This is a genomic window from Pseudomonas sp. NPDC085632, assembly GCF_044541255.1.
Lineage (GTDB): Bacteria > Pseudomonadota > Gammaproteobacteria > Pseudomonadales > Pseudomonadaceae > Aquipseudomonas.
This window is the reverse complement of record NZ_JBITSX010000070.1, coordinates 616-20,350: the sequence shown is the minus strand read 5'-3', so window position 1 is coordinate 20,350 and position 19,735 is coordinate 616. Positions and strand designations below refer to the sequence as shown.

Here is a 19,735-nt window from a genome sequence, read left to right as displayed (position 1 = left end):
AAGGAGAACGGCGACAGCTTCAACATCAAGGACCTGCTGCGCCCGGCCACCTTCGTGCCCGAGTCCAAGCGCCTGAACGTGTTGCTGCGCGAATTTCGCGCCAACCACAACCACATGGCCATCGTCATCGACGAATACGGTGGTGTGGCCGGTCTGGTAACGATTGAAGACGTACTGGAACAGATCGTCGGCGACATCGAAGACGAGCACGACGTCGAAGAAGACAGTTACATCAAGCCGCTGCCAAGTGGCGACTTCCTGATCAAGGCCCTGACGCCGATCGAAAACTTCAACGAGTTCTTCGACAGCGAATTCTCCGACGATGAATTCGACACCGTCGGCGGCCTGGTGATGAGCGCGTTCGGGCACTTGCCAAAACGCAACGAAATCACTGAAATCGGCGCCTATCGCTTCCGCATCCTGAACGCCGACAGCCGTCGGATTCATTTGCTGCGACTGACCCCTATCGCCCGGTAAGAAATCTAAGGACTGAAATGCGCTGGACAACCCGCCCCGGCTGGCCCGGTAACCTGCTGGCCGTGGCGGCCGGTGCAATCACCACGTTCGCTCTGGCACCTTTCAACATCTGGCCGCTGGCTTTACTGGCGGTCGGCTTGTTCTATGCCGGTTTGCGTGAGCTGAGCCCGCGTCAGGCACTGGGCCGTGGCTGGTGTTTCGGTTTCGGCCTGTTCGGCGCCGGCACCAGTTGGATCTATTACAGCATTCACCATTTCGGCGGCGCTTCGGTGCTGCTGGCGGGGTTCCTGATGCTGCTGTTCACCGCGGCGATTGCCTGGTTCTTCGCCCTGCCCGCCTGGTTATGGGCGCGCTGGTTGCGCCGTAACGAAGCACCGCTGGCCGATGCCTTGGCATTTGCCGCGCTGTGGGTTGCACAGGAAATGTTTCGCGGCTGGTTCCTCACTGGTTTCCCTTGGCTGTACTCCGGTTACAGCCAGCTCGACGGCCCGCTGTCGGGCCTCGCGCCAGTCGGCGGCATGTGGCTGGTGTCGTTCGTGCTGGCACTGACGGCTGCGCTGATCTACAACGCACCGCGTTTGCTGCACACAGGTCGCAAAGCATTTTTCGTTGCCGGGCTGGTGCTGCTGATCGGGCCTTGGGCAGCGGGCATCGCGCTCAAGGGCCACGCCTGGACCAGTCCGTCCGGCGCGCCGCTGAGCGTTGCCGCGATTCAGGGCAACGTCGCACAGAGCATGAAATGGGATCCGGCTGAACTCAATGCGCAACTGGCCTTGTACCGTGACTTGAGCTTTCGTTCGAAACCGGTGGATCTGCTGATCTGGCCGGAAACCGCCGTGCCGGTACTGAAGGAGTCCGCCGAGGGCTACCTGAGCATGATGGGCAACTTCGCCGCCGAGCGTAAATCGGCGCTGATCACTGGCGTGCCGATTCGCGAAATGGTCCGCCACGAAAGACGTTTCTTCAACGGGATTACCGTGGTCGGCGAAGGCGACGGCACTTACCTGAAGCAGAAATTGGTGCCGTTCGGCGAGTACGTGCCGCTGCAGGACATCCTGCGAGGCTTGATCGCCTTCTTCGACTTGCCGATGTCCGACTTCGCCCGTGGTCCGGCCGATCAGGCGCTGTTGCAGGCCAAGGGTTACCAGATTGCGCCGTTCATCTGCTATGAAGTGGTGTACCCGGACTTCGCCGCTGGACTGTCAGCGCGCAGTGATTTGCTGCTGACGATCAGCAACGACACCTGGTTCGGCACCTCGATTGGCCCGCTGCAACATTTGCAGATGGCGCAGATGCGTGCGCTGGAAGCGGGTCGCTGGATGATCCGCGCGACCAACAATGGCGTGACCGGTTTGATCAACCCGTTCGGGCAGATCACCGAGCAGATTCCGCAGTTCGAACAGGGCGTGCTGTACGGCGAAGTGGTGCCGATGCACAACCTCACGCCGTATCTGCAATGGCGCTCGTGGCCGTTGATCATTGTCTGCTTGCTGCTGTTTGGCTGGGCACTGATGGCGAGCCGGATGTCGAAAACCCTTTAAAGCCCCCCGACAGTGATCATTCCCACGCAGAGCGTGGGAATGATCAGTCAGCCTGGTAAAACAGTGAATACCCCACCTGCCCCACCGCTTCATTGAGCAACTGCCCGCTCTGCCAGATCGACTTGAATTCCGGCAACCAACCACCAAACGGTCTCGCGTTATCAGTGCCCAAGAAGCCCACAGGCGCCGGCACCACTTCAAACCCAGCTTGCTGAAAACTCCACACCGAGCGCGGCATGTGCCAGGCCTGCGTGACCACGACCACACGCTTGATGCCCTGCGGTAAAAGGATATCGGCACTGAACGTGGCATTTTCCCAAGTGGTGCGGCTTTCGCCTTCCTGCCAACGCACGGTGACGCCGAAGTCATCACGCAGCGAATCGGCCATCAACTTTGCCTCAGTCGGTGGCGTTCCGTAATGCAGTCCGCCCGTGGTCAGAATCGGCAACCCGGACGCCTTGGCCAATCGTGCCGCATAACGCTGGCGCTCAAGACCGACGCCGGTCGGCTGATCCTCACCCCACGCCAGATCACCGCGCTCGCGACCGGAACCCAGCACCACAATGGCATCGGCCCGCTGCGCCAGCGTGGCCCACTCTTCGCGGGCCAGCGGTGGCTCGCGCTCCAGAGCGTTGGCGCCCCATTGCACCACCACCGGCAGGCTCATCAGCCAGAACCCGCCAAAGCCAATGGCAAAGCACACTCCGGCGAGGCGCGGTCGCGAACGGCGCAGCCACCACCCGGCCAGCAACAGCAGCAAAAGAATGCCGGGGGGCAACAGAAGTTGTTTGATGAAATAACGAAAAGGCATCGGGCATCTCCAAAGATGCCCGAAGCCTAAGAGTGTTAATAATGCGTTACAACCGATAGGTGGGATCCTGTTGAAAAAGATCCGGTTCTTGACCTGCCATGCGCTTACTTGGCCTGCAGAGCACGTACTTTGACGGTATCTCTGCCGGGCGCCTTGTCCTTGAGCCAGATGACCTTGGCCGAATGTGCTGCATCGAGCTGCTTCACTGCTTGTGACAGGCATCCATGCGACTCACGTTCACTGCGATCCAGATAGGCCTTGACCAGTTTGAACTCGGCGGGGCTCAAGCCACGCAATTCCAGTTCCAGGGGGCGCTCGTCGCGCAGCCGGTCAGCGGTTTTTACTGCGTCCAGGGCCATACCCAGACGGTCGATCAACCTCTCGTACAACTCGGGTTTCGTCACGTTTTTTTGCCGTTGCTCCACCATCCCTCACCTCATTGAAGATAAGACTCACTCCCCAGTTAGAGCTTAGCTTCGCTGCACAAACCGGCTGTACGCCGCGACCAACGGCCCCTGATGCATGTATTGCGGCGTATGTAGCTGTAATCAGGGTTTCCCTAGGCCAAGCGCGGTCATGTATGCTACGGCGCTTCCTGTAATTCCACTTCCAGCTCGTCCGGGCCAACCCCGGAACCTGCGTTGAAGAGGATTAGGCCACCCCTATCCAGTACAAAAGTAGCCATGCACGAACAATATCAGCCCCGTGAAATCGAAGCCGCCGCCCAGTCGTTCTGGGACGAGCAAAAGTCCTTTGAAGTCAGTGAACAGCCAGGCAAGGAAACCTACTACTGCCTGTCGATGTTCCCTTACCCCAGCTGCAAGCTACACAAGGGGCACGTGCGCAACTACACCATCGGCGACGTGATCTCCCGCTACCAGCGCATGCTCGGCAAGAACGTTCTGCAACCGATGGGTTGGGACGCGTTCGGCATGCCAGCGGAAAACGCCGCGATGAAGAACAACGTCGCGCCGGCCAAATGGACCTACGAAAACATCGCCTACATGAAAACCCAGCTGCGCAGCCTGGGTCTGGCGGTCGACTGGTCGCGCGAAGTCACCACCTGCAAGCCGGATTACTACCGCTGGGAACAATGGCTGTTCACTCGCCTGTTCGAAAAAGGCGTGATCTACCGTAAAAACGGCACCGTGAACTGGGACCCGATCGACCAGACCGTTCTCGCCAACGAACAGGTGATCGACGGTCGCGGCTGGCGTTCCGGCGCGCTGATCGAAAAGCGCGAAATCCCGATGTACTACTTCAAGATCACCGCCTATGCGGATGAGCTGCTGGAGAGCCTCGACGAACTGACTGGCTGGCCTGAACAGGTCAAGACCATGCAGCGCAACTGGATCGGCAAATCCCGCGGCATGGAAGTGCAGTTCCCGTACAACGTCGATTCCATCGGCGAAGCCGGCACTCTGAAAGTCTTCACCACCCGTCCGGACACCCTGATGGGTGCGACTTATGTCGCCGTGGCTGCCGAGCACCCACTGGCCACGCTGGCCGCAAAAAACAACACCGAGCTGCAAGCGTTCATTGCTGAATGCAAAGGCGGCAGCGTGGCTGAAGCCGACGTTGCCACTCAAGAAAAGAAAGGCTTGCCGACCGGCCTGTTCGTCGAGCACCCACTGACCGGTGAAAAACTCCCGGTATGGGTCGCCAACTACGTGCTGATGCACTACGGCGACGGCGCGGTCATGGCTGTACCGGCGCACGACGAGCGCGATTTCGAATTCGCTCACAAGTACAACCTGCCGGTTAAATCCGTAGTGCGTACCAGCTCCGGCGATACCAACCCGGCCCCGTGGCAAGACGCTTACGGCGAGCACGGCACACTGATCAACTCCGGTGAGTTCGACGGTCTCGACTTCGCGGGCGCGTTCGACGCCATGGAAGTCGCCCTGATCAAGAAAGAACTGGGCGCCTCGCGTACTCAGTTCCGCCTGCGCGACTGGGGCATCAGCCGTCAGCGCTACTGGGGCTGCCCGATCCCGATCATCCACTGCGATGCGTGCGGTGACGTGCCGGTACCGGAAAATCAACTGCCTGTCGTCCTGCCGGAAGACGTGGTGCCGGACGGCGCCGGTTCGCCGCTGGCACGCATGCCTGAGTTTTACGAATGCAGCTGCCCGAAATGCGGCCAGCCTGCCAAGCGTGAAACCGACACCATGGATACCTTCGTCGAGTCGTCGTGGTACTACGCCCGTTACGCCTCGCCGCACTTTGAAGGTGGTCTGGTAGAAAAATCCGCCGCCGATCACTGGCTGCCGGTCGATCAGTACATCGGTGGTATCGAACACGCCATTCTGCACCTGCTTTACGCGCGTTTCTTCCACAAACTGATGCGCGACGAAGGCCTGGTGAGCTCCAACGAGCCGTTCAAGAACCTGCTGACCCAAGGCATGGTGATCGCCGAGACTTACTACCGCCGCGAAGCCAATGGTGCTTACACCTGGTTCAACCCGGCGGACGTAGAACTCGAGCGCGACAGCAAAGCCAAGGTCATCAGCGCCAAGCTGAAATCCGACGGCCTGCCGGTGGAAATCGGTGGCACCGAGAAAATGGCCAAGTCAAAAAACAACGGCGTCGACCCACAGTCGATGATCGATCAGTTCGGCGCCGATACTTGCCGCCTGTTCATGATGTTCGCCTCGCCGCCTGACATGAGCGCCGAATGGTCCGACTCCGGCGTTGAAGGCTCGCACCGCTTCCTCAAGCGCGTCTGGCGTCTGGCGCAAGCCCACGTGACACAGGGCTTGCCGGGCAAACTGGACATCGCCAGCCTGAACGACGAACAAAAAGCCGTTCGCCGCGCGATCCATCTGGCCATCAAGCAGGCCAGCCACGACGTCGGCCAGAATCACAAATTCAACACCGCCATCGCTCAGGTGATGACGCTGATGAACGTGCTGGAAAAAGCCGCACAAGGCACCGAGCAGGATCGCGCGCTGGTTCACGAAGGTCTGGAAGCCGTAACGCTGTTGCTGGCACCGATCACGCCGCACATCAGCCACGACCTGTGGAATCAACTGGGTCACGCAGACGCAGTGATCGACGCCGGTTGGCCAGCAGTGGACGAAAGCGCCTTGGTGCAGGACAGCCTGACCCTGGTTATTCAGGTCAACGGCAAGCTGCGTGGCCAGATCGACATGCCAGCCAGCGCAACCCGTGAAGAAGTGGAAGCGGCAGCACGCGCCAACGAAAACGTCTTGCGTTTCGTCGACGGTCTGACCATTCGTAAAGTGATCGTAGTGCCCGGGAAACTGGTCAATATCGTCGCCAGCTAATTGGATCGGGCGTCAGGTTCGCCTGACGCCAAGTAAAACCTTTCGGGCCGCACCGTCGGCCCACGTGGTTTCAAGGGGAGCAACACAATGATCAAACGCAATCTGCTGGTGATGGGCCTCGCCGTTCTGTTGAGCGCCTGCGGTTTCCAGCTGCGCGGCACCGGCACCAACGAGCTGTCAATCAAGGAACTTGATCTGAGCGCCCGCAACGCCTACGGCGAGACGGTCACGCAACTGCGTCAGGTGCTGGAGTCGAGCGGCGTCAAGGTTTACAGCGGCGCACCGTACAAGCTGTTCCTGGCTGACGAGCAGGAAAACCAGCGCATCCTCAGCTACGCCGGTGCTGGCCGTACAGGTGAATATCAAGTCAACACGGTCCTGAACTACGAGATCCGTGGTGACAAGAACCTGCAACTGCTGAGCGACAAGCTGGAAGTGCAGAAAGTGTTCATTCACGACGGTAACAACCTCGTGGGCTCCGATCAGGAAGCCAACGATGCCCGCCGCGAAACCCGCCGCGAACTGGTTCAGCGCATGATGCTGCGTCTGCAGCAACTGACGCCGGGCCAACTGCAACAACTGCAGCAAGCGGCCAATGATCGCGCCAAGGCAGAAGCCGATGCACTGCAAGCGGCGCAAAAGGCTGAAGCGGAAACCCCGCGTCAGTCGCCGCTCGAAATCCCGCAGCAGTAAGACGTTCGGGGCGCTCCGGCGCCCCGTTCGACCTATCTTATGAAACTCGCTCCCGCCCAACTCGGCAAACACCTGCAAGGCGCCCTCGCGCCGGTCTACATCATCAGCGGCGATGACCCGCTGCTGTGCCAGGAAGCCGCCGACGCCATCCGCAGTGCCGCCCGCCAGCAGGGCTTTGATGAACGCCAGGTCTTCGCTGCCGACGCCAATTTCGATTGGGGCACGTTGCTGCAGGCCGGTGCGAGCATGTCGTTGTTCGCGGAAAAACGCCTGCTGGAACTGCGTTTGCCCTCGGGCAAACCCGGTGACAAGGGCGCCGCCGCCTTCATCGAATACTGCTCGCGTCCCGCTGAAGACACCGTGCTGCTGATCAGCTTGCCCAAGCTCGATGGCAGTGCGCAGAAGACCAAGTGGGGCAAGGCGCTGGTCGAAGGCCAGCAGACCCAGTTCATCCAGATCTGGCCTGTGGATGCCAATCAACTGCCGAGCTGGATTCGTCAGCGTCTGTCGCAGGCCGGACTGTCGGCCAGCCAGGACGCGGTCGAATTGATTGCTGCACGTGTCGAAGGCAACCTGCTCGCCGCTGCGCAGGAAATCGAAAAGCTCAAGTTGATGGCCGAAGGTGGCCAGATCACCGTTGAAACGGTCCAGGCCGCTGTGGCGGACAGTGCGCGGTTTGACGTGTTTGGTCTGACCGACGCCGTGCTCAACGGCGAGCCGGCGCACGCGTTGCGTATGCTTGAAGGATTGCGCGGTGAAGGTGTTGAACCACCGGTAATTCTCTGGGCGCTTGCGCGGGAGTTGCGCCTGCTGGCCAATATCTCGTTGCAATACAGCCAGGGCACGCCGCTGGACAAGTGCTTCAGTCAGGCGAAGCCCCCCGTCTGGGACAAGCGTAAACCGTTGATGAGCAAAGCCTTGCAACGCTACTCGGCACAACGCTGGGCGCAGTTGTTGCTCGAAGCCCAGCGCATCGATGCGCAGATCAAGGGACAGGCTGCCGGTTCGCCGTGGATGAGCCTGAGTCGTCTGTCTCTATTGATGGCTGGCCAGCGACTTTCACTGCCTGCCGAATAAGATCAAAAGATCGCAGCCTTTGGCAGCTCCTACACCAATCCCTGTAGGAGCTGCCAAAGGCTGCGATCTTTTGCTCTTGTTTCCTACAATGCACGCCTGCATTTGCACTATAGACAGACGCCCAACATCGGCAGATTATTTGCCGCGCAAAACCCACTCACTCGAGAGAACCCTCATGAGCAAAAAGCCAGCAAAGCATGGCCCCAACAAGGCCAAATCCATCGTCGCCCAGCCCCTGTTCCGCAGCCGCCAGGAACGACCAACCAAGGGTAAAGGCAGCTACCGCCGCGAAGCCTTCCAGTCTGACAGCTGGGAGGCTTCTTACTTTCTGGCGGCTTAAAGCGCAGTACCCCTCGCTCATGTTAAGGTCTGCACCTGATTCGTTTTCCTGGAACTGTGCATGCCCCTAAGTCTTTCCCGTCGCTGGCCTGTTCGCCAGATGATCGCTGCCTCCAGCTTCATTCTGCTTGTCGCCTGCGCGGAAAAACCGACCGCCGCCGATGCGCAACCCCTTCAAGCCGCTCCTGTCGCAACGGCCCCAGCGATTATCCCGCCGGTAGTGCCGTCCGCCGACCCACTTGATCTTCAGCCGACCCAGACCTTTGCCGAATGGCAGGCGGGGTTCCGCAAGGACGCGCTGGCCGCTGGGATCAGTCCTGATCTGTTTGACCGCGCCTTTGCCAACGTCAGCTTCGATGCCAGCGTGATTCGTGCCGACCGCAGCCAGCCGGAATTTTCTCGTCCGGTATGGGAATACCTCGATGGCGCGCTCTCGCCGCTGCGCGTGCGCAAGGGTCAGGCGCTGATCAACCAGTACGCTGACATTCTGCAAAGCATCGAACAGCGTTATGGCGTTGATCGCCAGGCGCTGGTGTCGGTGTGGGGCATGGAGAGCAATTTCGGTCAGTTCCAGGGCAGCAAGTCAGTGATCAACTCACTGGCCACCCTCGCCTACGAAGGCCGGCGCCCAGGCTTTGCCCATGCGCAACTGATTGCCGCCCTGCAGATCCTGCAACAGGGCGACATCACGCCGGAGAAAATGCTCGGTTCCTGGGCCGGCGCGATGGGTCAGACCCAGTTCATTCCGACCACCTACAACACCCACGCCGTGGATTTCGACGGTGACGGTCGCCGTGACATCTGGGGCAGCCCCGCGGATGCGCTGGCATCCACCGCGCACTACCTGCAAAGCTCTGGCTGGCAACGTGGCCAGCCGTGGGGCTTCGAAGTCCAACTGCCGAGCAGCTTCAATTACACGCTGGCCGATGGCACGATTCGCAAGAGCGTTGCCGAATGGCGTCAACTGGGCGTAACCCTGCCGAATGGTGCTCAAGTTCCAGCAGGCTCGGAACAACTGTCCGCCGCCCTGCTGCTACCGGCTGGCTATCGCGGGCCGGCGTTCCTGATCCTCGATAACTTCCGGGCGATCCTCAAATACAACAATTCGTCGTCCTATGCATTGGCGGTGAGCTTGCTGTCCGAGCGTTTCAGCGGTGGCGGCCTGATCAACGGCAACTGGCCGAAAGATGACCTGCCACTGAGCCGCACCGAGCGCATGGAGTTGCAGACCCTGTTGAGTGCGCGCAATTACGATGCCGGCACGGCGGACGGGATTATCGGTGCCAATACGCGTAAGGCGATTCGCAGTGCCCAGCAGTCGTTTGGCTGGCCGGCGGATGGTTATCCGACGCATAAGTTGCTGGAAAGCCTTCGCGCTCAGTAAGGCAAGATCAGAAGATCGCAGCCTGCGGCAGCTCCTACACGGGATTGATGTTCACCCTGTAGTAGCTGCCGCAGGCTGCGATCTTTGCTTTATCGGATAACGACATCCTGCTCCAGCATCAATTCCTTCTTCCCGGCATCCAGCCGCACCAGCGCGCCCATCGGCAGCGTCAGGTTCGGATCGCAATGCCCGCTACGCCACCCTGACAGCACCGGAATCCGCAAGGGCTCGAAAGTCTGCTTGAGCAGACGATTCAATGCCGTGACATCCACTCCCGCCACGTCACCGACCAGCACGCCACGCAATTTGGCCAACTTGCCAGCCAGACGCATCTGCGTCAGCAAGCGGTCGATGCGATACAGCGGCTCGTTGATATCCTCGATCAGCAGAATCACCCCTTCGACATCGATCTCGTAAGGTGTGCCCAACGTTGCGGCAATCATCGCCAGATTACCGCCGAGCAAGCGCCCGTGCGCGATACCGGGTTCAACGGTGGTCAGGGGATACGCGACTGGATGGCTGAGCACGCTCCCCGCTTTCAACTGTCCGCGCAGCATGGCGAAGAACGAAGTCACGGTCGGAGGTTCTTTGTCGCCGAGCAGGTCGGCGTTGAGCAGTGGCCCATGAAAGGTCACAAACCCGGCGTAGCGGCTGATCGCCAGATGCAGTGCGGTGATGTCGCTGTAGCCGACAAACGGTTTGGCGTTACGGTTCAGCAGGTCGTAGTCGATGCGGTCGAGCAGGCGTGGTGTGCCGTAACCACCGCGCAGGCAGATGATCGCATCCACTTCAGAGTCAGCGAACGCGGCGTGCAGATCGTTGAGGCGAACGTCATCACTCCCGGCCAGATAGCCGTCCTTCGCGTAGACGCCAGGAAATACTTTCAGCCCATAACCCCGGGCGCGCATCCATTGCACCGCTTTGTCAGTGTCCAGCGCGCCGGGGCCGGCCGGCGCAATCACGCCGATCAGACCTTCTGACGGCAACGCCGGTACCGGTTTATGGGGAAAAAGCGTGTGGGTGGGTCGAACGGTCATCCATGGATCTCCCTGTGTGAACTCATGCCCACACAGTAGTCAGGAACGGCAGGAAACAGAAGAGGCTCTGCTGCCCCGCGCATTGCAGGAAAAGTCAGCGCCTGGCGTAGGACAGGCAAAAAAATGCCCGCGAGGACTCAAGTCTCGCGGGCATTTTTTACGTTCAGCGGCGGATCAGGAACCCAGCAGCTCAGCCTTGACCAGCTTCGCTTGCTCGTCGGCATGGTACGAAGAACGCACCAGCGGGCCTGAAGCGACGTTCTTGAAGCCCATCTTGTAACCTTCTTCGGCGAACCAGGCGAAGGTGTCCGGGTGCACGAAACGCTGCACCGGCAAGTGGCTGCGCGACGGTTGCAGGTACTGGCCGAGGGTCAGCATGTCGATGTCGTGTTCGCGCATGCGCTTCATCACTTCGATGACTTCCTCGTCGGTCTCGCCCAGACCCAGCATCAGGCCGGACTTGGTCGGAATGTGCGGCATCATCTGCTTGAAGCGTTGCAGCAGGGTCAGCGACCACTGGTAGTCCGAACCCGGACGCGCAGCCTTGTACAGTCGCGGCACGGTTTCCAGGTTGTGGTTGAACACATCCGGCGGCTCGGCAGCGGTGATTTCCAGAGCAACGTCCATGCGACCACGGTAATCCGGAACCAGGGTTTCCAGCTGCACGTTCGGCGACAGTTTGCGGATTTCGCGGATGCAATCGGCAAAGTGCTGGGCACCGCCGTCACGCAGGTCGTCGCGGTCAACCGAGGTGATCACCACGTACTTGAGTTTGAGGTCGGCAATGGCGATGGCCAGGCTTTCCGGCTCGTTGACGTCCAGTGGCTTCGGACGACCGTGGCCGACGTCGCAGAACGGGCAACGACGGGTGCAGATGTCACCCATGATCATGAAAGTTGCGGTGCCGCCGGAGAAGCACTCGCCAAGGTTCGGGCAGGACGCTTCTTCGCAGACGCTGTGCAGCTTGTGTTTGCGCAGCAGGCTCTTGATCCGGTCGACTTCCGGCGATACCGGGATGCGTACACGAATCCAGTCAGGTTTCTTCGGCAATTCGGTAGTCGGAATGATCTTTACCGGGATGCGTGCAACCTTCTCGGCGCCGCGCAGCTTGACGCCGGCTTCTACCTTGGGACGCGGGGCCGGGCGCTCGGTCACGTCGAGCGTCGGGATCATGGTTTGCACTGCATGTGTAGTCCTTTCAGTCGATTCCGCCCGTCAGGGTCGTCTGCTCAGCATAGTCGAGGTGTTGGACGAGCTGCGCACGCAGGCGGGCACTTACCTCGGCAAATTCAATCGATCCTGCGTGATCGCTCAGCTGGGTCATCGCCAGCCCGGCATAGCCGCAGGGATTAATCCGTCGAAACGGTTCCAGGTTCATATCCACGTTCAGGGCCAGGCCATGAAAGGAACAACCGTGGCGAATCCGCAAACCCAGAGAAGCGATTTTCGCTCCGTCGACGTACACGCCGGGAGCATCTGGCTTGGCCGCTGCGGTCACGCCGTAACTGGCCAGCAGTTCGATCAGGCAAAGCTCCATGCGGCTGACCAGATCACGCACGCCGAAACCCAGCTTGCGTACATCCAGCAACAGGTAAGCCACCAACTGGCCGGGGCCATGATAAGTCACCTGCCCGCCGCGATCGACCTGCACCACCGGAATATCTCCCGGCAGCAACAGGTGTTCGGCCTTGCCGGCCTGGCCCTGAGTGAACACCGGTGGGTGTTCGACGAGCCAGATTTCGTCGGCGGCATCGTTGCCGCGTTCGTTGGTAAAACGTTGCATGGCATGCCAGACCGGCTCGTAAGCCATCTGGCCGAGCTCACGAAAGCCCAGCGTGCCCGGCATCACAACACCATGTGCACGAAGCCGGTCGCCCGCAGTTCGCTGTTGATGTTGTACAGCTGATCCTGATCGGTCGCGACGATGTGCAACTGAATGGTGGTGTATTTGCCGTTGGTGCTTTGACGCTCGTCGATGCGCTCATCATTGATGGTCGCATGTTTCTTGACGATGTCGATGATCTTGTCCTTGTTGCCAACACCCGTGTCGCTGATCACCTTAATCGGATAATCAGTCTGGGGAAATTCGATCTTTGGCGCCTTTACTTCGGTATCGGTCATGGCGTAACGGCCTCTTGAGCGCAAGCCGTGATAACGCGCATGGCCCCGCACCGGATCGGGGCGGGGCCATGCAGGTCAACACAAATCAGTTGAACAAGCCGTAGAAGAATAGACGGATGCTATCCCACATGCGGCGGAAGATACCACCCTCCTCGACGCCATCCAGAGCGATCAGGTCAGCGCTGTGCACCACCTTGTCTTCCAGTTTGACTTCGACTTTACCGATCACGTCGCCCTTGGCGATTGGCGCGGTCAGTTGCGGGTTCATGGTCATGCTCGCAGCAAGCTTCTTCAGCTGGCCTTTTGGCAGGGTCATGGTCAGGTCTTCAGCCAGGCCGGCCTTGACTTGATTGGTGGTGCCTTTCCACACCGGGGCCTGAGCCAGTTCGGTGCCCTTCTGATAGAAGGTCTGGGTTTCGAAGAAGCGGAAACCGTAGGTCAGCAGCTTCTGGGTTTCAGCGGCGCGAGCCACTTCGCTGTTGGTGCCGAACACCACGGCGATCAGGCGCTGGCCGTCACGTACAGCCGAGGACACCATGCAGTAGCCGGCTTCGTCGGTGTGACCGGTTTTCAGACCGTCAACGGTCTTGTCGCGCCACAGCAGCAGGTTGCGGTTAGGCTGCTTGATGCCGTTCCAGAAAAACTCTTTCTGCGAGTAGATCGCGTAGTGAGCCGGGTCTTCGTGGATGATCGCACGGGCCAGGATCGCCATGTCGTGAGCCGACGAGTAGTGCTCGGGGTTTGGCAGACCGGTCGGGTTCATGAAGTGGGAATTGGTCATGCCCAGATCAGCCACCGTCTTGTTCATCAGGTCGGCGAACGCGTCTTCGCTGCCGGCGATGTGCTCGGACAGCGCGACACTGGCGTCGTTGCCGGACTGGATGATGATGCCGTGCAGCAGGTCGCTGACTGTCACCTGCGAGCCGACCTTGATGAACATCCGCGAACCGCCGGTGCGCCAGGCGTTTTCGCTGACGGTCACCGGATCGTTTTCACCGATCTGGCCGCGACGGATTTCCAGGGTCGCGATGTACGCGGTCATCAGCTTGGTCAGGCTGGCCGGTGGCAGACGCTGGTCGCCATTGTTCTCGACCAGCACGTTGCCGCTGCTGGCATCCATCAGAACGTAGGCTTTGGCGGCCAGTTGCGGTGGCGACGGCATCATCTCGGCCGCGAAGGCGGCTGGCGAGAGGAGCAGCGGGACTAGCAGACACAGGCGTTTGGCAAAGGTGGTGATGTTCATCCGTCTCTCGAAATCGCTAATGGAAACTGTCCTTGCGGACAAAATTTAATCAGATGACTTTCTAACGAGCCATCGCGTGTTCAGTTGCTCACTCCAGTCACCCTTGCCGGGCTTTTGTTCTTCGACGAGCCAACAACCTGGTTCACCCCCCAATATCGCAAGTGAACCGTCAATCAAGTTCTACGTATTACTCGGTGACCACACTTGGCGAACCAAGGTTGGCCAGGCGCACGCTGTTCTGCACCTGGGCAATTTCACCCGGCGAGCCGATCGGCCCCAGACGAACCCGGTGCAGGGTCTGCTGATTGCGCACGATCGAGCTGATGAACACCGGAGCGCTCACCATCCCGCTGAGCTTCGACCTCAGGAGTTCTGCAGCGTCCGGGTTGGCGAACGCGCCCACCTGCAGATACTGGCCAGTTGCTGTTGCAGAAGCGTTTTTTTTTGCACTCATCGGCACGGGGACGGTGTCAGAGGCATGTTGTTGCGGTGGCGGCGTCCATTGCTCGACGGTGCCGGCCGAAGCCGTGATCACCGGCGCGCTGTTCTGCGCGACCTGCGGCTCGTTGAGCATCAACGGTGCCGGGCGGCCCTTGGCGGCCCAATATTGCTGCGGATCGATGCCTTCGACCTTGACGCGCGCAGTGCCGGTTTCGGCGTAACCGAGTTTTTTCGCGGCGGCGTACGACAAGTCGATGATGCGATCGGAATAGAACGGCCCACGGTCGTTGACCCGCAGGATTACCGTGCGGTTGTTGTCCAGGTTGGTCACCCGAACGTAACTTGGCAGTGGCAATGTCTTGTGGGCGGCACTCATGCCGTACAGGTCGTAGACCTCGCCATTGGCGGTGTTCTGACCGTGAAACTTGGTGCCATACCAGGACGCCGTGCCGGAGGCGACGTAGGTCTTGGATTCCTGCAACGGGAAGTAGGTTTTGCCCAGTACGGTGTACGGGTTGGCCTTGTAGGGACCAGTGTGCAGCGTCGGCGTGGCATCAGGAATGCGCGAAACATCGACGTCCCACCACGGCGCGCCATCTTTGTGCGCGCGGTTGATATCCAGCCCAGGCTGCGCTCGCACAGCGGTATTGGAGGTTTTCGGCGTCGGGGAACGGCTGGTCGTGCAACTGGCGACCAATACCGCCAACGCAGCGAATGCCACCAGCTTCAGGGGTTTATTGTTAGGCAATGCCCGCATTACTTGACGCCCCGTGCTTGTACCAGCTGTTCAGACAGTTGATGTACGGCCATGGCGTACATCACGCTGCGGTTATAACGCGTGATCGCGTAGAAATTCTTCAGGCCCATCCAGTATTCAGGGCCGTTGTCGCCTTCGAGGCGAAATGCAGTCACCGGCATATCATCGCGCAGCGCATCATGACTTGACCAGCCCAGCGCCCGCAACTCTCCGACGGTTTTCGTCGGCTCGATGCCGGTGGTCAGGCCTTCATCAACCTGTTCGCCACGTACATCGGCACGGCTGACGACCGGCTCACCGGCGACCCAGCCATGACGTTTGAAATAGCTCGCTACGCTGCCAATCGCATCATCCGGGTTGTTCCAGATATTGATGTGGCCGTCACCGTCGAAATCCACCGCATACGCGCGAAAGCTGCTCGGCATAAACTGCGGCAGACCCATGGCCCCGGCGTACGAGCCTTTGAGGGTCAGTGGATCAACCTGTTCTTCACGGGCCAGCAACAGGAACTCACGCAGTTCCTTGCGGAAAAATTCGGCACGGGGAGGATAGTCGAAACCGAGCGTCGACAAGGCATCGATCACCCGGTAATTACCGGTATTACGTCCGAAAAAGGTTTCAACACCGATAATCGACACGATGACTTGTGCCGGTACGCCGTATTCCTGCTCGGCACGGGCCAGCGTCGCCTCGTGCTGACGCCAGAAGTCCACACCACGGGCGATACGCGCATCGGTGATGAACATCGGGCGATATTCTTTCCACTGTTTGACCCGCTCGGCAGGCCTGGAAATGGCGTCGAGAATCGCCTGTTTGCGTTGAGCCTCGCGGAACACCGCCATCAGTTGCTCACCGGCGAAACCGTAGTCGCGGGTCATTTCACCGACGAACTCGGCCACCTGAGGCGAGCCTTCGTATTCGCCGGCCAGCGCTTCCTGCACACTGCCCAGCAGGCCCATCAGGCCAACCAGCGGCACGCATCGAGTCGCCCAGCCACGCATTACTTGCATTGAACTCTTCACCTTATTCAAACCTGTGCGATCCACTTGCGATGGGTATGGATCGACATCAAAACCCCAAACGCTGACAGCAGCGTCACCAGCGAAGTTCCTCCGTAGCTAATGAACGGCAACGGCACCCCCACGACCGGCAACAGGCCACTGACCATACCGATGTTGACGAAAACGTAAACAAAAAACGTCATGGTCAACGCCCCGGCGAGCAATTTGCCGAACAGCGTTTGCGCCTGAGCGGTAATCACCAGGCCGCGGCCGATCAGCAACAGATAAATCAGCAGCAGTGCACAAATGCCCACCAGGCCGAACTCTTCGCCGAGTACGGCAATGATGAAGTCGGTGTGGCTTTCCGGCAGGAAGTCCAGGTGCGACTGGGTGCCGAGCAGCCAGCCCTTGCCGAAGACGCCGCCGGAACCGATCGCGGCTTTCGACTGAATGATGTTCCAGCCCGTGCCCAATGGATCACTTTCCGGATCAAGAAAGGTCAGGATTCGCTGCTTCTGGTAGTCGTGCATGATGAAAAACCACATCGCCACCGACACCGGAATCGCCGCCGCCAGTACGCTGAGAATCCAGCGCCAGCGCAGCCCGCCCATGAACAGCACGAACGCCCCCCCGGCAAGAATCAGCAGCGAAGTACCGAGGTCAGGCTGGCGCACGATCAACACGAACGGCACACCGATCAGCATCAAACTGATACCGACGTGCTTGAGTTGCGGCGGCAGCGTGCGCTTGGACAGATACCAGGCGATGGTCGCGGGCATCAGGATTTTCATGAATTCCGAGGGTTGGAACCGGATCACTCCGGGGATGTTGATCCAGCGTGTAGCGCCCATGGCGTTGTGGCCCATGATGTCCACCACCAGCAGCAAAACCACGCCGATCACGTAGCCGAGCGGCACCCAGCGCGCCATGAAACGCGGCTCGAACTGGGCGATGACGATCATCGAGACCAGGCCGATGCCGAAGGAAGTGGCCTGCTTGGCCAGCAGGTCCCAGCTCTTGCCGCTGGCCGAATACAGCACGAACAGGCTGCCGGCGGCGAGAATCAGCAGCAGGATCAGCAACGGGCCATCGATATGCAGTCTTTGCAGCAGCGTCGCGCGGCGACGCATCACATCCTCACTGGAGAGCATGCGATCAAAGTTATTCATCACGGGCCGTAGCCTCCGCACTGATTGGGCTGGCGTATTCGGCCTTCAAGCGTCCGTCCTGATCGAGCAGCCAGGCGTCCATGACCTGACGCACGACGGGCGCAGCGACGCCGGAACCGGACTCACCGTTCTCGACCATTACCGACACGACGATGCGCGGGTCATCGGCCGGAGCGAAACCGACGAACAAGGCGTGGTCGCGGTGGCGCTCCTGAACCTTGGAGCGGTCGTACTTCTCGCCCTGCTTGATCGCGACGACCTGCGCCGTACCCGATTTGCCGGCGATGCGGTATTGCGCGCCGATGGCCGCTTTACGCGCAGTACCGCGCGCACCGTGCATCACCTGCTGCATGCCGTGGTTGACCTTGGTCCAGTCCGACGGATCACGCAGGATAATGTCCGGCATAGGATTCTCGTCCACCGGCTTCACCCCTTCGAGGGATTTGGCCAGGTGCGGGCGATTCCAGATACCTTTGTTGGCGACCAGCGCAGTTGCCTGGGCGAGTTGCAGCGGGGTCGATTGCATGTAGCCCTGGCCGATCCCGAGGATCAGGGTTTCGCCGGGGAACCACGCCTGCTTGCGCGTCGCCCGCTTCCATTCACGGGAAGGCATCAGGCCTGGGGATTCTTCGAACATGTCCAGCGAAACCTTCTGGCCGATGCCGAACTTGTTCATGTAGGCCGACAGCCGATCGATGCCGAGCTTGTGCGCCAGGTCATAGAAGTAGGTGTCGTTGGACCGCATGATCGCCGTGTCGAGGTCGACAAAGCCGTCACCGGTGCGGTTCCAGTTACGGTATTTGTGATCGTAGTTGGGCAGCATGTAGTAGCCCGGGTCGAACACTCGACTGGACGCGGTCACGACACCGGAATCGAGACCGGCAATCGCTACCGCCGGTTTGATCGTCGACCCCGGCGGATACAGACCGCGCAGCACACGGTTGAACAGCGGTCGATCAATGGAATCGCGCAGCTCGGCATAAGCCTTGAAGCTGATCCCGGTGACGAACAGGTTCGGGTCGAAACTCGGCTGACTGACCATCGCCAGCACCTCGCCGGTCTTTGGATCGAGCGCGACGACTGCACCTCGACGCCCGCCCAACGCAGCCTCGGCGGCTTCCTGCAACTTGATGTCCAGGCTCAGAACGATGTCCTTGCCGGGAATCGGATCGGTGCGCTTGAGCACTCGTAGCACGCGGCCACGGGCGTTGGTCTCGACTTCTTCGTAACCCACCTGACCGTGCAATTCCGGCTCGTAGAAACGCTCGATGCCGGTTTTGCCGATGTGATGGGTGCCGCTGTAGTTGACCGGATCGAGGCTCTTCAGCTCTTTCTCGTTGATCCGCCCCATGTAACCGACCGAGTGCGCAAAATGCGCGCCCTGCGGGTAGTGGCGAACCAGCTGCGCGACCACTTCCACGCCGGGCAGGCGGAACTGGTTGACCGCAATGCGGGCGATCTGCTCCTCGGTCAGCTCGAACAGGATCGGCACCGGCTCGAACGGCCGGCGCCCCTGACGCATGCGTTTCTCGAAGATCACCCGGTCCTCGGGCGTCAGCTCCAGTACTTCGACGATCACGTCGAGCACTTGCTGCCAGTCACCGGAGCGCTCGCGGGTCATGCTCAGGCTGAAGCTTGGACGGTTGTCCGCCACCACCACGCCGTTGCGGTCGAAAATCAGCCCGCGCGTCGGCGGAATCGGCTGCACGTGGACGCGGTTGTTTTCCGAGAGCGTCGAGTGGTACTCGTACTGGATCACCTGCAAGTAATACAGCCGCGCAATCAGCACGCCGATCAACAGCATGACCGCAATGGCCCCGAACACGACGCGGCTACGCACCAGGCGTGCGTCCTTTTCGTGGTCCTTGATGCGGATCGGCTGAGACATGAGGGCTGGATTACTTGTGGTAAGGGTGACCGGACAGCACAGTCCAGGCACGATACAACTGTTCGCCGATCAGGATCCGCACCAGCGGGTGCGGCAACGTCAGCGGCGACAACGACCAGCGCTGATCGGCACGGGCGCAGACTTCCGGCGCCAGCCCTTCCGGGCCACCGACCATGAAATTGACCGTGCGCGAATCAAGCCGCCAACGGTCGAGTTCGACCGCCAACTGCTCGGTGCTCCAGGGTTTGCCGTGGACTTCCAGCGTGACGATCCGCTCGTTCGGCCCGACCTTGGCCAGCATGGCTTCGCCTTCCTGGCGGATGAATCGGGCCACGTCGGCATTCTTGCCACGGGTATTGAGCGGAATTTCCACCAGTTCCAGCGCCAGCTCGGACGGAAGACGCTTGGCATATTCATGCCAGCCTTCTTCCACCCACTTGGGCATGAGTGAACCGACGGCGATCAG

General features: G+C 60.2%; 19 protein-coding genes. 7 read left to right on the top strand and 12 right to left on the bottom strand.

The features are described from left to right. On the top strand, positions 1-477 hold a 477-nt coding region (locus ACIF4X_RS27635), incomplete at its 5' end, for a transporter associated domain-containing protein (protein WP_397484503.1). A 17-nt stretch (positions 478-494) separates the two neighbouring features. After that, complete coding sequence (lnt, locus tag ACIF4X_RS27630; protein ID WP_397484502.1) at positions 495-2,018, top strand: apolipoprotein N-acyltransferase; 1,524 nt, start codon at positions 495-497, stop codon at positions 2,016-2,018. 43 nt (positions 2,019-2,061) lie between these two features. Here lnt and ACIF4X_RS27625 read toward each other — a convergent pair whose 3' ends face one another. Then, complete coding sequence (locus tag ACIF4X_RS27625; RefSeq protein ID WP_397484501.1) at positions 2,062-2,829, bottom strand: YdcF family protein; 768 nt, start codon at positions 2,827-2,829, stop codon at positions 2,062-2,064. A gap of 104 nt (positions 2,830-2,933) precedes the next feature. Further along, positions 2,934-3,257, bottom strand: a complete 324-nt coding sequence (locus ACIF4X_RS27620) for a hypothetical protein (protein WP_007909621.1) — start codon at positions 3,255-3,257, stop codon at positions 2,934-2,936. Between the two features lie 255 nt (positions 3,258-3,512). Here ACIF4X_RS27620 and leuS point away from each other — a divergent pair, with 255 nt between their 5' ends. From leuS to ACIF4X_RS27595, 5 genes are all read left to right on the top strand, one after another. Beyond that, on the top strand, positions 3,513-6,119 hold the full coding sequence (gene leuS, locus ACIF4X_RS27615; RefSeq protein WP_397484500.1) for a leucine--tRNA ligase: 2,607 nt from the start codon (positions 3,513-3,515) through the stop codon (positions 6,117-6,119). Between the two features lie 87 nt (positions 6,120-6,206). Beyond that, a complete protein-coding gene (lptE, locus tag ACIF4X_RS27610; RefSeq protein ID WP_397484499.1) occupies positions 6,207-6,812 on the top strand; it encodes an LPS assembly lipoprotein LptE in 606 nt (201 codons plus the stop codon). 39 nt (positions 6,813-6,851) lie between these two features. Then, the gene (gene holA / locus ACIF4X_RS27605; RefSeq protein ID WP_397484498.1) at positions 6,852-7,889 is read left to right on the top strand and encodes a DNA polymerase III subunit delta; all 1,038 of its coding nucleotides are present in this window, start codon (positions 6,852-6,854) and stop codon (positions 7,887-7,889) included. 175 nt (positions 7,890-8,064) lie between these two features. Continuing rightward, positions 8,065-8,229 carry an alternative ribosome rescue factor ArfA gene (gene arfA, locus ACIF4X_RS27600; RefSeq protein WP_053124158.1) on the top strand — a complete coding sequence of 55 codons (165 nt, stop codon included), beginning with the start codon at positions 8,065-8,067 and terminating at the stop codon, positions 8,227-8,229. A gap of 60 nt (positions 8,230-8,289) precedes the next feature. After that, positions 8,290-9,612: a lytic murein transglycosylase gene (locus ACIF4X_RS27595; RefSeq protein WP_397484497.1), complete on the top strand. Its 1,323-nt coding sequence runs from the start codon at positions 8,290-8,292 to the stop codon at positions 9,610-9,612. A gap of 89 nt (positions 9,613-9,701) precedes the next feature. Here the strand turns inward: ACIF4X_RS27595 and ACIF4X_RS27590 are convergent, their stop codons facing one another. From ACIF4X_RS27590 to rlmH, 10 genes are all read right to left on the bottom strand, one after another. Beyond that, entirely contained in the window at positions 9,702-10,649 is a 948-nt protein-coding gene (locus ACIF4X_RS27590) for an LD-carboxypeptidase (protein WP_397484496.1), read from the bottom strand. 174 nt (positions 10,650-10,823) lie between these two features. After that, on the bottom strand, positions 10,824-11,822 hold the full coding sequence (lipA, locus tag ACIF4X_RS27585) for a lipoyl synthase (protein WP_161986515.1): 999 nt from the start codon (positions 11,820-11,822) through the stop codon (positions 10,824-10,826). A 25-nt stretch (positions 11,823-11,847) separates the two neighbouring features. Further along, positions 11,848-12,495 carry a lipoyl(octanoyl) transferase LipB gene (lipB, locus tag ACIF4X_RS27580; protein WP_397484495.1) on the bottom strand — a complete coding sequence of 216 codons (648 nt, stop codon included), beginning with the start codon at positions 12,493-12,495 and terminating at the stop codon, positions 11,848-11,850. Then, positions 12,495-12,770: a DUF493 domain-containing protein gene (locus ACIF4X_RS27575; protein WP_397484494.1), complete on the bottom strand. Its 276-nt coding sequence runs from the start codon at positions 12,768-12,770 to the stop codon at positions 12,495-12,497. The genes lipB and ACIF4X_RS27575 overlap by 1 nt, the downstream gene beginning before the upstream one ends. A gap of 85 nt (positions 12,771-12,855) precedes the next feature. After that, on the bottom strand, positions 12,856-14,013 hold the full coding sequence (locus tag ACIF4X_RS27570) for a D-alanyl-D-alanine carboxypeptidase family protein (RefSeq protein WP_007909601.1): 1,158 nt from the start codon (positions 14,011-14,013) through the stop codon (positions 12,856-12,858). A gap of 187 nt (positions 14,014-14,200) precedes the next feature. Next, a complete protein-coding gene (locus ACIF4X_RS27565) occupies positions 14,201-15,211 on the bottom strand; it encodes a septal ring lytic transglycosylase RlpA family protein (protein ID WP_007909599.1) in 1,011 nt (336 codons plus the stop codon). Further along, positions 15,211-16,221 (bottom strand): lytic murein transglycosylase B, encoded by a 1,011-nt coding sequence (gene mltB / locus ACIF4X_RS27560; protein ID WP_397484493.1) that lies wholly within the window; start codon positions 16,219-16,221, stop codon positions 15,211-15,213. Before mltB ends, ACIF4X_RS27565 begins: the two co-directional genes overlap by 1 nt. 17 nt (positions 16,222-16,238) lie before the next feature. Continuing rightward, positions 16,239-17,342: a rod shape-determining protein RodA gene (rodA, locus tag ACIF4X_RS27555; RefSeq protein WP_187678843.1), complete on the bottom strand. Its 1,104-nt coding sequence runs from the start codon at positions 17,340-17,342 to the stop codon at positions 16,239-16,241. A 31-nt stretch (positions 17,343-17,373) separates the two neighbouring features. Further along, complete coding sequence (gene mrdA, locus ACIF4X_RS27550; protein WP_397484492.1) at positions 17,374-19,269, bottom strand: penicillin-binding protein 2; 1,896 nt, start codon at positions 19,267-19,269, stop codon at positions 17,374-17,376. Between the two features lie 10 nt (positions 19,270-19,279). After that, positions 19,280-19,735, bottom strand: a 456-nt coding sequence (gene rlmH, locus ACIF4X_RS27545) for a 23S rRNA (pseudouridine(1915)-N(3))-methyltransferase RlmH (RefSeq protein WP_397484491.1), incomplete at its 5' end; no start/stop codon positions are given.